This is a genomic window from Terriglobus albidus, from assembly GCF_008000815.1.
GTDB lineage: Bacteria > Acidobacteriota > Terriglobia > Terriglobales > Acidobacteriaceae > Terriglobus > Terriglobus albidus_A.
Genome location: NZ_CP042806.1, coordinates 226,620 through 242,316, shown reverse-complemented (window position 1 = coordinate 242,316; position 15,697 = coordinate 226,620). Strand labels below are relative to the sequence as shown.

At 58.7% G+C, this 15,697-nt stretch carries 14 protein-coding genes; 4 read left to right on the top strand and 10 right to left on the bottom strand.

Translation table 11 applies throughout. The annotated features are described in order from the left end of the window. Positions 1–107: 107 nt before the first annotated feature. From FTW19_RS00990 to FTW19_RS00965, 6 genes are all read right to left on the bottom strand, one after another. Complete coding sequence (locus tag FTW19_RS00990; protein ID WP_147645842.1) at positions 108–3,314, bottom strand: sensor histidine kinase; 3,207 nt, start codon at positions 3,312–3,314, stop codon at positions 108–110. A 296-nt stretch (positions 3,315–3,610) separates the two neighbouring features. After that, complete coding sequence (gene purU / locus FTW19_RS00985) at positions 3,611–4,465, bottom strand: formyltetrahydrofolate deformylase (protein ID WP_147645841.1); 855 nt, start codon at positions 4,463–4,465, stop codon at positions 3,611–3,613. A gap of 21 nt (positions 4,466–4,486) precedes the next feature. Beyond that, a complete protein-coding gene (locus tag FTW19_RS00980) occupies positions 4,487–4,879 on the bottom strand; it encodes a DoxX family protein (protein ID WP_147645840.1) in 393 nt (130 codons plus the stop codon). Then, on the bottom strand, positions 4,876–5,304 hold the full coding sequence (locus FTW19_RS00975; protein ID WP_147645839.1) for an SRPBCC family protein: 429 nt from the start codon (positions 5,302–5,304) through the stop codon (positions 4,876–4,878). Before FTW19_RS00975 ends, FTW19_RS00980 begins: the two co-directional genes overlap by 4 nt. Next, positions 5,301–5,627 carry an ArsR/SmtB family transcription factor gene (locus FTW19_RS00970; RefSeq protein WP_147645838.1) on the bottom strand — a complete coding sequence of 109 codons (327 nt, stop codon included), beginning with the start codon at positions 5,625–5,627 and terminating at the stop codon, positions 5,301–5,303. The genes FTW19_RS00975 and FTW19_RS00970 overlap by 4 nt, the downstream gene beginning before the upstream one ends. Before the next feature lie 419 nt (positions 5,628–6,046). Next, positions 6,047–6,691 (bottom strand): DUF4230 domain-containing protein, encoded by a 645-nt coding sequence (locus FTW19_RS00965; RefSeq protein ID WP_147645837.1) that lies wholly within the window; start codon positions 6,689–6,691, stop codon positions 6,047–6,049. Positions 6,692–6,774: 83 nt separating this feature from the next. Here FTW19_RS00965 and FTW19_RS00960 point away from each other — a divergent pair, with 83 nt between their 5' ends. Then, positions 6,775–7,251 (top strand): hypothetical protein, encoded by a 477-nt coding sequence (locus tag FTW19_RS00960; RefSeq protein WP_147645836.1) that lies wholly within the window; start codon positions 6,775–6,777, stop codon positions 7,249–7,251. Positions 7,252–7,330: 79 nt separating this feature from the next. Here the strand turns inward: FTW19_RS00960 and FTW19_RS00955 are convergent, their stop codons facing one another. The 3 genes from FTW19_RS00955 to FTW19_RS00945 form a co-directional block, all read right to left on the bottom strand. Then, positions 7,331–8,983 (bottom strand): CTP synthase, encoded by a 1,653-nt coding sequence (locus tag FTW19_RS00955; RefSeq protein WP_147645835.1) that lies wholly within the window; start codon positions 8,981–8,983, stop codon positions 7,331–7,333. Positions 8,984–9,163: 180 nt separating this feature from the next. Beyond that, positions 9,164–11,677, bottom strand: coding sequence for a TonB-dependent receptor (locus FTW19_RS00950; RefSeq protein ID WP_147645834.1), 2,514 nt, complete (start codon positions 11,675–11,677; stop codon positions 9,164–9,166). A 75-nt stretch (positions 11,678–11,752) separates the two neighbouring features. Further along, positions 11,753–12,100 (bottom strand): hypothetical protein, encoded by a 348-nt coding sequence (locus FTW19_RS00945; RefSeq protein WP_147645833.1) that lies wholly within the window; start codon positions 12,098–12,100, stop codon positions 11,753–11,755. A gap of 100 nt (positions 12,101–12,200) precedes the next feature. On the opposite strand from FTW19_RS00945, the gene FTW19_RS00940 reads away from it, so the two are divergent. Further along, positions 12,201–13,208: a hypothetical protein gene (locus FTW19_RS00940; RefSeq protein ID WP_246153512.1), complete on the top strand. Its 1,008-nt coding sequence runs from the start codon at positions 12,201–12,203 to the stop codon at positions 13,206–13,208. Positions 13,209–13,292: 84 nt separating this feature from the next. Here FTW19_RS00940 and FTW19_RS00935 read toward each other — a convergent pair whose 3' ends face one another. Then, positions 13,293–13,823 carry a YfiT family bacillithiol transferase gene (locus tag FTW19_RS00935; RefSeq protein WP_147645832.1) on the bottom strand — a complete coding sequence of 177 codons (531 nt, stop codon included), beginning with the start codon at positions 13,821–13,823 and terminating at the stop codon, positions 13,293–13,295. 28 nt (positions 13,824–13,851) lie between these two features. Between FTW19_RS00935 and FTW19_RS00930 the strand changes: the two genes are divergently transcribed. Both FTW19_RS00930 and ruvX read left to right on the top strand, forming a co-directional pair. Then, positions 13,852–14,691, top strand: a complete 840-nt coding sequence (locus tag FTW19_RS00930; RefSeq protein WP_147645831.1) for a glycoside hydrolase domain-containing protein — start codon at positions 13,852–13,854, stop codon at positions 14,689–14,691. 501 nt (positions 14,692–15,192) lie between these two features. Then, entirely contained in the window at positions 15,193–15,654 is a 462-nt protein-coding gene (gene ruvX / locus FTW19_RS00925) for a Holliday junction resolvase RuvX (RefSeq protein ID WP_246153779.1), read from the top strand. The last annotated feature ends 43 nt before the right edge of the window (positions 15,655–15,697 follow it).

Genomic DNA, 15,697 nt, shown 5'->3' with positions numbered 1-15,697 from the left:
AGAAGGTCTGAAGGCCCGCTCCATAACTCTTAACTGAACGGCGAATGTGTCGATACACCTGGCTAAATTTCTTGTGGAGAAGGGTTGTCGCGAATGAATCGACGCGCTTAGCCGCCTGGACTGAGAAGGCGCTTAATCCAATGCCAACGTTCTGCCTTGTGGGCGAGCGGATATGCAATCGCGGCCGGAATTGTGAGCTCAATCTCGGTTCCGGCGCTCTCCTGGCTCCAGATCTTCAGTTGTCCGCCGATCTTCTGGGTCCGCTCACGCATGCCGACAATCCCCCAATGACCATCCCGGCCGCGAACCAACACATCCTGACTCATTCCCACGCCGTCGTCACGCACTCTGAGCCGTACCCGGTTAGGGTCATACGTGATCTCAACCTCGATCTTCGAAGACCTGGAGTGTCGAAACGCATTGGCCAATGCCTCTTGTCCTATCCTGATTACCTCGTCGCCGACTGTTGCATCGAGGGGCTGTGGCGTTCCGATCACGCTCAGGCTGAAGCTGACCTCATGATCCTTTCTGAGCTCCTCGCCGGATGCCGCGAGCTTGTCAGGCAGTTCGTTTGCAGAGATTTCGTCATGACGAAGATCGCGAACTCGTTCCCGTCCTTCGTGCAGAACTTCGTCGGCGCGATCGAGCACACTCTCCATCTGGTTACGTGCAGGATGGTCCTGGGGAATTGCCTTCTTTACGGCGTCAAAGCGTAACAAAAGGCCCTGAAAACCTTGCAGCAACGTGTCATGCAGCTCACGGGCGATACGCGCCCGCTCTTCCAGACGCGCGCCTAACCGCTCCCGGACGTGTGCGGTTACCTGTTTCAGCCGCAGCAGGTAAAGCAACCACAGGCACCCCGCCAGAACGGCCACGCAAAGAAGCCTGAACCATAACGTCTGGTCGAACGCGGGCAACACAACAAAAGACAGCGTCGATCCAGCTTCGTTCCACACCCCATCGTTGTTGCAGGCGATCACGCGGAATCGATACGAGCCCGGGTCGAGATTGGTGTAGAAGGCCTCGCGGCGTGTTCCCGCGTCCTGCCAGTCCTTGTCCTGGCCTTCGAGTTTGTAGCGAAAGCGAACGCGTTCGGGAATCGTGAGACTTGTCGCTGTATAGACGATCTGTAGATTCCTCGTCCGGGGCGGCAACCTGAAGAATGCAGAGGTGTCGTATTTCCTGCCATTGGCAAGAACGGACTCGACCAATACCGGCGGTGGCACTTCATTCCGTACAACGCGCCTGGGGTCGATCCAGGCCAGCCCCTTTGTAGTGGCGAACCAGAGGCGGCCGTCCGTTGTCTGTGCAGCCGATGGTGAGGAGAGAGAGCCCCTGAGTGCAGCGGTAAAACCGTCCAGCAAACCGAAACTCTCGAACTCCACTTTGCCGGGGCTCAACTGTTGTAGCTGAGCTTCGCGAATGTGAATCACTCCCCGCTGCTCAGCGAACCATAGTCCGTCGTCAGAATTCGCGAGGATTCCAGAGACACCGCTGAAGGCGCTTCCGTCTGCCGGGCTTACCGGCTGAAAACGGTTGCCGTCCCAGAACTCCAGACCGAACTCGCCACCGATCCAGATCTTCGACCCTTTGCTCTGAATCGATGTGATGGTTCCCACTTGAATGCCGTCTTTTCTGGAGAAGGTCCTTACGCCCTTTCGATCCAGCATGGCAATGGTGTTTGCGAATCCGAACCATATACGTCCCTGGGAATCAGTAAATGCGGCGGTTGCGGTACCCCGAGGTCCACCAAGACTTTCGAGGCTGGTCCATCCAGATCTCTCCAATCGAAAGGTCCCTGACTCCATCGATACCCATAGTCTGCCTGATTGGTCCTGGGTCATCGTCTTGACGCGCGATTGCAGGCTCACAGCAACTCCATCTCCAGTTGGGAGATGGAGCCGGCGTAGTGTCTGGCCCTGACCTGCAGACACGACGCTATCGAAGTTGTACGTTACCGCTGCCTTTGTCGATGGGATCTCATATTCACCCGCAAGCCGGAAGATGGACCACGGCGTCGCCAGCCACACAACACCACTCGGATCGCGATAGATGCAATCAATGTACCGGTCACGGAGTTGTGTGACGACCCCGTCATCGTGAATCTTCACCAGGACCTGAGGCCCAATCCCTGCAGCCCAAAGCGCACCCTCGTCTCCTGCAGCCAGCGCACTTGTCGTGAACGATTGCACGGACGGGATCGGCAGTGCACCATGATTCGCAACGGGCTGTACCGGGACCGAGACGACGGGACTTTGCCGGAACCGATCCAGACCGCCGCTCGTGCCGATCCATAGGTTTCCCTCGTGGTCCTCCAGCAGGCAATCCACGTAATCGCTTGTCAGGCCTTCCTGTGGAGTGAACTCCTCCACCTCAGGATTGTGGAATCGCCATGCGGATGGGCCTTCCACCTTTGGTGGGCGGAGACGGTCCGGATAGGGAACGCGACGGATTCCGTTGCCCAGAGTGGTAATCCAAAGACTTCCTCGCTGATCGAATGCGATTGCGTGCGATCCTACCAGCACTGCCGGCCCCCGCTTGCCGCCGTTCTTTTCGGGCAAGGGAACAGGCCGTACGCCATAACCTGATTCCGCCATCCATAATGTGCCGTCGGGCGATTCAGCAAAGTTTCTGACACGAAGCAGGCCCCGTGCAGCGATCTGGAATCGCGCCCCTCCCTCGGGGAGATAGGCGACGCTGGTCGGTGTGCCCACCCAGACGGTACCGGCGCGATTCACAAAGACGGTATTGGCTGCGCCTGAGAATCCCAGGTCCGTACCAACCTTTTTCCAGCGTGAACCTTGCAGCCGAGCAAGCCCATCGTTCCCCGCTGCAATCCAGATCACGCCCTGCCGGTCACGCGCAAATGCCAGTACCGTACCGGAAGGAAGCCCGTCGCGCTTCCCATAGTCCGTGACTGTCCCGTTTTTAACGAAGCTCACTCCTCCATAGAAGTAACTCACCCATAAGCCACCATCTGGCGTAGCGAAGAGAGAGGCCACGTCGCGTTGCGGGAAGGCCTGACCGGATTGTGGTTTGTAGAGTTGAAACTGAATGCCGTCGTAACGAAATAATCCGGTTGCCGTTCCCAGCCACAGATAACCATCCGTAGTTTGGGCTAACGCCCGTACCTGGCCGGGCGCTCCTTCGATGTAAGTCCAACCCGTGTGATGAAGCTGGCCGAGCGTGCGGTCGCGATCGATGCCGTAGAGAGGGATACAGAAAAACAAAATCACAAGGCAGAGCCATAAGGTCTGCCTTCGATGCCATCTGCACGGAGGCAGACGAAGTTGTAACGGATGCGGCAACTTCATGTTTCCTCGGCAAAAAACATTAGAGCATTTCTCCTGCAGGTGTATTGCGGGGCTTGTGCATCTATGGGCGTTTTCCGCAATGAAAACGCCGCTGCACGTTCCTCACGGGATACCCAGCAACAGGAGAAATACTCTAGAACAGTTTTCACCGAACGACACCCTCAGCGGCTAAAGCCGCATGTATTTCAGTGCGAGGACGGGACGGCTAAAGCCGTCCCCTTAAGCAAGACATTCGCACCTGCGGTGCGAAGAGCGCTCGCTGAAACACTAGCAAAAGTCGAATCAATCAAGACGCGCTAGTCAAAGATCACGGTCTTGTTCCCGTAGTAAAGAATCCTGTGCTCCAGGTGCCAGCGAACCGCGCGTGAGAGAACAATACGTTCCAGATCGCGTCCCTTGCGGACGAGATCCGGGATCGTGTCTCCCTGTGTAACGCGAACCACATCCTGTTCGATGATGGGGCCTTCATCCAGATCGCTGGTGACATAGTGACTGGTTGCGCCGATCAGCTTCACTCCCCGATTGAAGGCTGCATGATAGGGTTTTGCTCCAATAAAGGCAGGCAGGAACGAATGATGCACGTTGATAATGCGAGCCGGCCACTTTGCGACAAACTCTGGTGACAGGATCTGCATGTAGCGCGCAAGCACGACCAGATCGACGCGGTGTTCTGCCAGCAGGCGTTGCTGCCCCTGTTCCACCTGTGCCTTATTGTCGCGATCAATAGGCAGGTGAACGAAGGGCACGCCATAGAAGCCAGCCAGCTTTTCGCCATCAGGATGGTTGCCGATGATGAGTGCGATCTCGCACTCGAGTTCGCCGGCCTGATAGCGCTGCAGCAGGTCGGCCAGGCAGTGCAGATGTTGCGAGACAAAGAGGCAGACGCGCAGTTTGACATCACTTTCGGCGAGCTGCCAGCGCATGTTGTATTCATCGGCGATCTTGCGGAAGCGCTCTGCGAAGACGCGTTCGTGAATCAGCTCGCTGGCACACTCGAACTCGATGCGCATGAAGAAGCGCGCGAGCTCCGCGTCCTGGTGCTGGCCGGCATGAAGGATATTCGCGTCATACTCCGACACGAGGAAGTTCATGATGGCAGCAACCAGGCCTTTGCGGTCAGAACATTCGAGCAGGAGAACAGCTTTCGTCATCGCAGGTGTATCTTACACACCTCAAACCGAAGAAGGGGCGGCGTCCAGCTGCAGCCGGCGGAAGAAGAAGTACGACGCGCCCCACAGTACGCCAGTTCCTACCGACCAGCTCCATGCTGCGAACCCATCCCCGACGGCAAGATGAGCGAGCAACGCCGAAACGAGCGTGATGGCAAAGCCGGCATAGGCCCACTCCTTGAGCCGCGCCGGAACCATGGGAATGAGCAGCGCTGCGAGGCCTGCAAACTTGGCCCACGAGAGTTCGATGCGGAAGTAGCCAGGGAAGCCGAGATGGGTGAAGGTTTCGGCCACCTGGGGCAACTTCAATTGAGCGTAGGCGGTGAAGCCCATCTGCAGCGCGAAGATGACGGTAGAGATCCAGAAGCCGAGGAGCAGACCTTTGGAGGCTTTCATTGCACATCTCCTGCGAGTACGCGCTCCAGACCGCCAAGGAACTTCTGCCAGCCGTAGTTCGCTCCGTGGTATGCCGCCTGTTGATCGGCACGGAAACCGGAGTGCTCCATGCGGAGATGTGTGCCGCCCGGTGTGGGCGCCAGCGTAAAGAGCACCACGCTTTCAAGTCCAAGAGCATTCCAGCTATACGAGAGCTGTTTCAACGGATCGACGACCAGCACCTCGCAGTCGATCACGCCATCCCACTGCGGCATCGGCTCGGAACGGAACTGGAACTTGTGTCCAACCGTCGGCGCGAAGTCATTCTTCAACAGCCACTGCGCGATGAGTGGAGTTTCGGTGAGCGCCCGCCACAGCTTCTCCGGTGTGTGTGGAAAGACTCTCTCGATCACAAGGGTGCGCGTATTCTCTGCGGAGCTGCTCATGGTTCCATCCTCTCTAGAAGGGCTTCCAGGCGATCAAACTTGTCGCTCCAGAAGGTGCCGTAGTGCTGCAGCCAGTCCACCATCGGCGCCAGGGCATCGGGCTGCGCGCGATAGTGTGTCTCGCGTCCTTCGCGGCGATGCCGTACCAGCTTTGCCCGCTTCAACACCGTCAGGTGTTTGGAGACAGCAGGCTGCGATACACCTGCATAACGGGTCAATGCGTGAACGGTCTGTTCTCCCTGCCGGGTCAGCTCCTCGAAGATCGACCTGCGGGTCGGATCGGCAAGAGCCCGAAAGACGTGATTGGCATGGGCTGCTTTCACACTGAAACCATAGCCAAATGGTTATGGTTTCGTCAAGAGGCAGGGAGAGTTGTCGCACCCAGTGCCCCATGTCCCGGGCGTTCAGCGGGCGTAAACATAGCTCCTCGGCGTGTTGGCCAATTCGCGTTGCTTTGAGAGTCCTAGTTATAGAGCGGGCCTTCAGCCCTTGGACTTTCAATGTGCCGGAGACCTGGGGCGTTGCCCCAGGCTGATATAGAGCGCGCCTTCAGCGCTCAGAGCCATGGCACCTTTGTTTGTCATTTCGGAGCGCAGCGGAGAAATCTGTTTCTCTCATTTTTCTTCGCCGGGTGCCCCACCCTCGCAACGCTAGGGTGGGTGAGGAATACCCTAAATTCCTACCAAAAATACCAAACGAATACGCTCCAGCAACGATCTTCAGCGAGCCTGTCGCGTCAGTGCTACTTCACATCGACGCGCGTAAACCCCAGCCCGTTCAACATCGTGGTTACGGTTGCCTGCGCATTGCGTTTGGCGTTGTCGAGGATGCCGTCTTTCAGCGCCGCCTGTTTCAACTGGTCCTCGGCTTTGGCGCGGGTCTCTGTCTCAAGATTCTGATCTGCGGGCACGAAGAGACCTGTCGTCCGCAGATAGACGCGGGTCTTCTGGTTGTCGATATTGGCGGAGAAGAGCTCTGAAGGCGGCAACTCCACATGGATGGCGCCGTTGGCGACTCGCACATCTTCAGGTTTCAGCTTGGCGAGATCGACACCGGCGATCGCCTGTCCGTGAACGACCAGCAGCAGGCGGTCGCCGAAAAGCAGATCCGGCAGTACGTCATTGCCGCGCTTGCCTTCGACGATTGTGTCCATGGAGTACGAGACCGTCTCCATCCGCCGCAGCGACTGGATCTTTTCGATGACCACCGGCACCGAAGTGTCATAACTTACGGGCCGGCCTAACAGCAGGGAAGCGATGCGCCCGGAGACACCCGTGACCGCATGCCGCAGATAAAGGACGGTTGCTACCGATCCCACTAGAAAGACAATAGTTAGCGCTATGACAAAGCGCCCCGCCCATCCGCTATGCTTCCGTTCCTCAACCATGGCAAGAAGTTGGATGCGCGTTTTTCATGGTGGCTGAACAGAAAATTGCATCTAATGAAAGCAGTAAGGAGAAAGTTAAGAAAATGTACGCTCCCTTGAAGTCTCTCCGTGTAGCACTTTTATTTGCGGCGGTGGCAACAGCGACCGCGTATGCGCAGCCAGGTCATGGTGGACTCCCACCGGGTCAAGCTAAGAAGATGGACCGTGATCTTCCGCCAGGTCAGGCTAAGAAAATGGACGGCAACATCCCGCCGGGCCAGGCCAAAAAGATGGGTCCCGATTGGCGCTTCCGTGGTGACGAGCGTGAGCACTTCCGCGGCTACTATGACAACGATGTTCGCCGCTGGAAGGGCCGCCGCCGTCCCAGCTTCTATTCCGGCTATGTGGTTCCCCGTACCTATGTGATTCAGACGGTGCCTCCGGCCTACTACAGTGGCCTGCAGGCGCCTCCACCGGGATACCGGTATGGCTACTACGAGGGGTATGTGGTCGCCTATAACCCGACTACCCGCGTCATCGCCGACGTGGTGGACCTGGTTGGAGCTCTATCCGGCCGCTAGGCCGACGATATTGTCCCCAATAGAAAAGCACCGCTCATTGCGGTGCTTTTCTATTGCATGAATCATATTCGCTCGTTCTTTATTCCGCGAGCGCCGTTGATTGCCCTGCCGTCAACGGAGCTTCTTTGTGGCCGCGGTTCTTGTAGCTGGCAGCAACGAAGTCGCGGAAGATCGGGTGCGGCTCCAGCGGCTTCGACTTGAACTCAGGGTGGAACTGCACGCCGATAAAGAACGGGTGCGTGGGAATCTCAACGATCTCTACGTAGGTCGCGTCCGGCGTGGTTCCGGTCAGTCGCAGGCCGCCGCCGGTAAGCACTGCTTCGTACTCGCGGTTGAACTCATAGCGATGACGATGGCGTTCGCTGATCTCGGTTGCTCCGTATGCTTTGGCAGCCAGCGAATCCGGCTCCATCACGCAGGTCCACGCGCCCAGGCGCATGGTGCCGCCCATCTCTTCCACGCCGATCAGCTCGCGCAGCTTATAGATGATGCGATGTGGTGTTGCAGGGTCAAACTCGCCGGAGTTGGCGCCGGCCAGGCCGCAGACGTTGCGGGCGTATTCGATGCACGCTGTCTGCATGCCCAGGCAGATGCCGAAGTAAGGCACCTTCTCTTCACGCGCATAACGAATGGCGTTGAGCATACCCTCGATACCGCGCTTGCCGAAGCCGCCGGGCACCAGGATGCCGTCGAAATCCCGCAACTGTTCACGGTAGCTGTCGTCTTCGGTCTCCAGGCCTTCAGCCTCGATCCAGGTAACGCGCAGCTTCAGGTTGTGACGCAGCGCTCCATGAATCAGGGCTTCTTTCAGCGATTTGTAGCTGTCCTCGTACTCCACATATTTGCCGACGATGCCGATGTGGACCTCGTCCTTGGGATTGTGGGCGCGGTGCACCAGGTCCTGCCACTTGGAGATGTCGGCCGGCTTCGCATCGATGCGCAGATACTTCAGGATCAGCTCGTCCGCCTTCTCGGCAGCGAAGGCGATGGGAAGCTCATAGATAGTGTCAACATCGCGCGCGGCGATGACGGCCGCTTCCTCTACGTTGCAGAAGAGGGCGATCTTTGACCGCATGTCGCGGGGCAGGTTGCGCTCGCTGCGGCAAAGCAGCACATCCGGCTGAATACCGATGGAGAGCATCTCCTTCACGGAGTGCTGCGTGGGCTTGGTCTTCAGCTCCTGCGCGGCGGCGATCCAGGGAACCAGGGTCACGTGGACGAAGCAGGTGTTGTCGCGGCCAAGGTCCTGCCGCATCTGACGGATGGCTTCCAGGAAGGGCAGCGACTCGATGTCGCCGACCGTACCGCCGATCTCGACGATGGCGACGTCGCAGTCGGCCGCGACCTTGCGCATGGCGCTCTTAATCTCGTTGGTGACGTGGGGAATCACCTGCACGGTCTTGCCCAGGTAGTCGCCGCGGCGCTCCTTGGTAATGACCTGCTCATAGATACGACCGCTGGTCAGATTGTTATCGCGCGACAGGCGGGCATGGGTGAAGCGCTCATAGTGGCCCAGGTCGAGGTCGGTCTCGGCTCCATCGTCGGTTACAAAGACCTCGCCGTGCTGGAAAGGGGACATGGTGCCGGGGTCGACGTTCAGGTAGGGGTCAAACTTCATGAGATTGACCCGAAGACCACGCGCCTCCAGCAGGCTGCCGATTGAGGCAGCAGAAAGCCCCTTACCCAGGGAAGACACGACTCCGCCCGTTACAAAGATGTATTTTGCCGACATCTCCGCCTCCACATATTCAGTTGTTCAGGATTGGCTCCACAGGGGTGCACGATCCATTATAGCCGTTTTCGCTGAGGACAAAAACGGCTCCGGAGGTTCGCTCCGGAGCCGCTGTGGTGTCATCCAACCGTTGTTTGAGGCGCCGGGGGAGGGCTACTCAACGAAACCGGGGGAGGGCTATTAGAAGTTGAATGACACCTGCCCGTTGATTGTGCGTGGCGAAACAAAGTGTGTTCCGCTGAACGTCGACAAAAAGTTATACAGCGCGTACTTGTTTGTCAGATTCACAACTGTCAGGCTTATGTTCGTTTTGATTCGGTCCTTATGGAAAAGGTTGTCCCACCCCAGACCGGCATCGAACATGGTGCGCGGAGCAATGCGAGGCGGGTTGCGGTCATCATCCTCCGTCCCAGGGGCTGGGATGGAAACCAGGGGCGAAGAGAGCAGGTTCGGCGCGCAGCTTGAGAGTGGTGCGTTCATTGTGGCGCGTACGCCGTTGCAGGTCAGTGCGATCTGCTGCTGCTGGTCAGCAGTCAGGTAGGTCAGGTCCACCGGCGAGGTTGTATCGGTAGCAAAGGGAGCGTTGCCGGCGACCAGTCCGCTCTCATACCGCCAGGTCAGGCCTGCCCATCCACCTTCCTTCTTCGGCTGCCACTGCAGGTGCGAGGTCTGCTGGAAGGCCTGGTCATGATCGATACGGAAGACGGTGGCATCGGTCACGCTGGGATCGTTGAACAGGATGCCGCCAACCTCCGGTCCGAAAAAGCGGGAACGGGTGTGGCCCAGAACGGAGTAGGCCGAGAAGCCTTTTACGTTCGGCATATTCACCTTGATGCCGAAGCCGTCGATCTTCGACTTCTTCCACTGGATCGGGAAGGCCAGCGGCGTGTTGAACAACACGCTGAAGTCGAAGTCCCGGTCGGTGAACTTCCAGAAGTACTCACCGCTGACGACGAGGTGCTTGCCGAAGCCCTGCTCGAAACCGACGTTGTACTGGTCGCGTCCGCCGGGCTTCAGAGGTTCGGCGGCGAAGACACCATTGGAGAGGCCACCGACACCGGTCGAGCTTGAGGCGATGAGGTTCTCGTTATATGGCGTCAGGAACAGCTTGCCGTAACCGGCGCGCAGCACGGTATTGGTCTGCTTGACCTGATAGCTAAGGCCGAGACGCGGTTGCACCATCGACCGGCTGCTCAGGCCGCTGTAGTTGTCCGCGCGGACTCCGAGCTGTAGTTCAATACCGCGCCATAGCAGCGAGTCCTGCACGTAAAGTGCCTCCTGCTTAATGTCGGTGCGGCCGTTGAAGCGGTAGAGCGCGCCGCCGCGGGTCAGGTCGTAGGGAGCCAAATTGGGGTTATAGCTGTCGCTGCTGGGATCGTTATAGCTGGGATCGGTGATGCCCAGCGAGAAGCCCTCGTGCAGGAAAGTGTGATAGAAGTTGGCGCCCACCTTCAGCGTGTTGATGCCTTTGGTCCACGAGAAATCGGTCTTGATGCCGGCGTTCTGCAGGCGGCGCGACTGCGACAGCGTCGCCGGCAGATCGTTGAAGACGTTGTCCGACGGATAGTAGTGGAAGTTGTCCTGACGCAGGTACGGATTCACGCTGAACAACATGCTGGAGTTCAGTACGTGGGTCCAGCTCGGCGAGATGTTGTAGCTCAGGATCTTGGCGCGCTGATCTTGTCCGGCGGCCTCCTGGTCGTACTGGTTCGGTGTCTGGAACCACGAACGGGAAGCGGAGAGATTGAGTTGGAAGGTATCCCGATCATCGGGTTTGAAGTCGAAGCGATCGAAGAAGTTCTGGTTGTTGCCGTGCGCGTGCAGAGGGCGGAACTCCGGTGTATCCAGATAGCGGCCGCTGTTGACGCCGTCGAGGCTGACGAAGTTGCCGAAGTGCTGGGTGCCGATGCCGACTGCCCCTGAAAGTGTTGCAGAGCCGAAGCTGCCATAGCTGGCCGAGATGGTTCCAGTCGGATGCTTGGAGTCGAGTCCGGAACGGGTCGTGGTCTGTACTACCAGGCTGGCCTTGTCGCCGTACTCGGCCGGAGGAATGCCCTCAATCACATTGACCGACTGAATGGCGTTCACGCTGAGCTGGTTGCCAAAGACACGGCTTTGCTGGTCGCTGACCGGCTGGCCGTCGATGGAGTAGGTGGTGTCGGCATGCTCGCCCATCGGATGGAACAGGCCGTTCGAGTCGGAGGCGATGCCGGGTGTGCTGAGTGTGACCAGCGAGCTAAGAGGAGCGGCCGTGCTCTCGGTCGGCAGCTTCTCATAGAGGCTGCGGTCGATCGCAGTGCTGGCAACCGGATCGCGATTGATCAGATCTTCGGCATCGGCTTCCACGGTCACGACCTCATTTCCGGCAAAGACGGCCAGATGGAAGTCGAGCGAGGCAGCGGCCGCGGAACGCAGTTGCACGTCCGAAGCCTGCGGCTGAAATCCCTGTGCCGCGGCACTGGCGTGATAGCGGCCGAAAGGAAGATTGCTGACGGTGTAGCGGCCATCACTGCCGGTGGTTGCGGTCTGGGCGTGACCGCTGACCGGGTTAGTGATGGTGACCACCGCGCCTGAGATTACGGCACCGGTGGAATCGGTAACAATGCCACTGACACTGCCCGCCGTACCCTGGGCGTACACGCGAGCGGAAAGCAGAACAATTCCGCTCAGTACGAGCAGAAAAAGCTTCTTCATGGGAACTCCTGTCTTTACTGGTGAAAACGCGCTATGTGAGGGTGCTCCGCCGATAAACGGCAGGGAGGCCCTTGCCTACAGAGCGATCGTTGTCACGGACGGAGGAGGACGGCTGGCCAGCCCATGTGCCCACAGCAGACGGCGGCGCGTATCGATGGCCGGTCCCTGTACTGTCCCGACGTGCATCACAGGCTCGGGAGTTACATGCAGGGAAGTGGGTAACGCCGAGTGCATGGCCACGCACAGCGGGCAATGGTCGGTGGGCGCAGACTGGCGCTGATCGCGCGACTGCTTCACCATATCCGGATGTGTGTGGCACAGTTCAACCGTGCTGGCCACCATGATCAGAAGCATGCACAACACGGCAACCCAGCGCATCCACGTGCGCCGCTCGCCAGCATTGATCTGTCGTAGCATGCTCATAGCACTGACCGTATCACAGTTGCGAAAGCACACACGAATACGTCTAACCGTGTGGCCACTTATGTTGAAGACGCTTCTAAGTACGAAAATGTCGCGCTCCGTGGCGCTTATCTTGTTCCTGAGCGGTGGTTTGGCTTGCCTAAGCTGTGGCCTGGCTGTCGCGCAGCAGCCTTATAACGGCCCACAGCGCACCCGTCTCATCCTGAAAGACGGCAGTTACCAGGTCGTGACCAGCTACCGCATCTCCGGTAAAAACGTGGTCTATACCTCGGCTGAGCGCGGCGGAAGCCAGGAAGAGATCCCTTCCAACCTGATTGATTGGGAGGCGACCGAGAGGTACCAGAAGGACCACGCTCCCGGCGCTGCCCAGGCTGCACAAAATAAGGTGCAACTCGACCCCGAGCTCCAGAAGGAAGAGGCCGACCTGCGCGCCCGCACTCCCGACGTAGCACCCAATCTGCGTCTTCCCGAAGACACCTCGGTTCTCGCGCTCGATACCTTCCGCGGCACGCCGGAGCTGGTGCCGCTGGCTCAGTCCTCCGGAGAGCTGAATAAGCAGACGGCGCACAACATCCTGAAGGCAGCGATCAACCCGCTTTCTACCTCGCACCAGGTCGTGGAGCTGAAGGGCTCACGCTCGCCCATCCAACTGCACGTACCCGACGGCCCGCTGTATATCCGTGTCGGTGATGACGATACGGATGGCCCCTCAAACGCCTTCGAGGTCAACACTCACGGCTCCAAACAACAGCAGGCTCCGACCGGTGGATCCGATAAGAGCACCTACGTCATCGTTCGCTGCGACGTGCGGCGCGATGTACGCGTCGTCTCCAGCTTCAACATCTCGATGATCGGCACGACCAAGCGGCAGGAGGACGTGATCCCCACCACGGTCGAGATGCTGCCCGGCGGCCATTGGATGAAGCTCACGCCAAAGGAACAGCTCGACTTCGGCGAGTACGCCCTGATGGAGATCCTCAGCGAGAAAGAGATCAACCTCGGCGTATGGGACTTCGGCGTTCACCCCAACGCCCCCGAAAACCGCGAGGCCATTAAGCCGCAGGAACGGAAGAAGGCGACGCTGGGGATACGGAAACCAATTGAATAATGGAATGATTGAATCATTGAAGAATGGGATAGTCCCGGCTTCGATAGACGTCGATGGCGCCCGATTATTCAATCATTCAATTATTTAGTCATGCTGCTCCAGCAGCTTTATGTGCGCTACATGGTGCTTCGAGTGCCAGGCGTAGATCAAAGTCAGATGCTCCACAGTCCATGGTGCTGGCTCCTCCGGATGCTGCAGCAGGCGCTGCCACTGAGCGTCGTCGAGTGATTCGAGAACCGTGGCCCAGCGCGTGTGAAGAGCTTTCAGAAGGTCGACGCTGACGGCGACGTCGAGACTGGTGTCCGGCAGCTCTGCCCAGGCCTTCTCGTCGTACGGACGAATTGTGGGCTTCTCTTCCGTCAACGCCAGTTTCAGCCGGGTGATGGCGTTCAGGTGCGAGTCAGCGATGTGGTGCACCAGCTGACGTACTGTCCATCCGCCTTCGCGATAGGGAGTGTCGAGCTGTGCTTCGCTCAGCCGGGCGAGCGCGGCGGTGAGCTTCTCCGGAAGTGCGGCAATTTCGGCGATCGCTTCCTTGCGGTGCGCGGGCGTGATGGTTTCAGGACGTGAAAACTTCCCGATGGGATAACGCAGATCGGCAACGGCTGTGGTCATGCGCTCACGGTAGCATGGGCATGTGCAGATGATTTCGCGGAAGTTTCGATGGTTTCTATTGGCGCTGACGATGGGTGCTTCCACGCTGGCGCACGCCCAGGAAAAGCTTGGCTTCGACCGCAACGACTATCCCGGAGATGCCGCCCTGCGCGCCGCAAAATCACGCTTCGCTTTTACCGGCTACTGGCTTAACAATCCTCCTGAAGAGACCCGTAATACCTGGGTCGGCAAGCGCGAGACGATCCGCGGCATGGGTTACGGCTTCCTGATCCTCTGGAACGGAAAGCGGGATGTGGAGATCAAGGCTGCAGGGCGACGCGGTCTTAAGCCCGAGGCATTGGGCAAACGCGAAGGCATTGCCGCAGTCGCAGCCGCCAGGCGTGAAGGCTTCCCTGCAGGTGCGGTGATTTTTCTGGACCTGGAAGACGGCGGACGCATGCTCGAAGAACAGCGAGCCTACACGCTGGGGTGGACAGAGGTGGTGGCAGCCGCCGGATACACTCCCGGGGCCTACTGCAGCGGCCGGCCAGTGGATGAGGGTGGCGGTGTCCACATCACCACGGCCGAAGATATCTCCGCCTGGGTGAAGAAGCTCAAGCTGCACGAGGTTGTGCTGTGGGTAGCGCAGGACGCCTGCGCTCCGGTAGGGCCTGCTCCTGGATGTGTGTTGAATGTACCGAAGCTCAGCGACAGCGGAACCCCGAATGCGACGGTGTGGCAGTTTGCTCAGTCTCCGCAAAGACTCGAGATTACAGCGAGCTGTGCGAAGACATATGCCCGTGATGGAGAGTGCTACGTCCCCGAGATGCCGGGGATACATCTCGACTTAAATGTCAGCAATTCCTCTGATCCTTCCAGAGGGCGCTGACCTGAATAAGTTTTGAAGGTTGGGGATTTTACGCCCACGAGTCGGAACGGTCGCGTCGCAGGACGCGGTCGTTGACTGCGGCTGGGGTTAGACCGTCCACCTTGGGGGTGTACCGCACATGGCCACGGTCCCGGCTATAGACGGTGTACTCACACTGAGAACACGCCCACGGAAAGAGCCGGAAGATCTGGCAAAAGTACCGTTGCGGGGCCGATTCCGTACCCCGGCGGTTGAAATGGCCTTGGCGGCAATTGGGGCAAATGGCCGTCGCCGGATTGCGCATCATGCAGCTAAACATTCTCCTTCGCCGGATTTGGGGATAGTTGTGCATGTAATGTGCCAAAGCGCAAACCTCTGATTTCACACGATTTCATCTTTGTTATCGGCAGACGGCGCGAAAAATTTAGGGAGCCGCGCGGCAGATTTTTCCGCGGCGGTGGAATGAAGTGACCGGTATCGGAAGGGGAGAGTGACAGGCTCCGGAGGGTTAGAGTGACAGATATGGATTCGCAGCCGCTCTCTCGCACACTCGCGATCGATATCGGAGACGCCTTTGTCGGTCTCGCTATGACGGATCGGTTGGGGGTGACGATTGAGCCTCTGTTCACGCTGCGGCGCACCCGCTTGAAAGACGATGTGAAGAACATCGCTCGTCTGGTTCGCAAACACGAGATCACCGAGATCGTTGCCGGTCTGCCGCTCAACATGGACGGGACCGAAGGCAAACGCGCTCTTGTGTCGCGGGAGTTTGCCGAGGCTGTTGCACAGGCCACCGGCATTGCGGTGGTGTGTTTCGACGAGCGGCTGACGACACGCGAGGCCCACGAACGCTTGAACCAGGCAGGCTACGGGACGCAGAACCGCAAAGAGGTGCTGGACCAGGTGGCGGCTGTTGTTCTGCTCGAAAGCTACCTTGCCGAGAAGGCTTACCGCGCCGCCCGCGAAACACCACCCGTCGTATAATCAGGTTTCCAAGGAATAGCCGCATGCGGGCGTTGCCCACGCG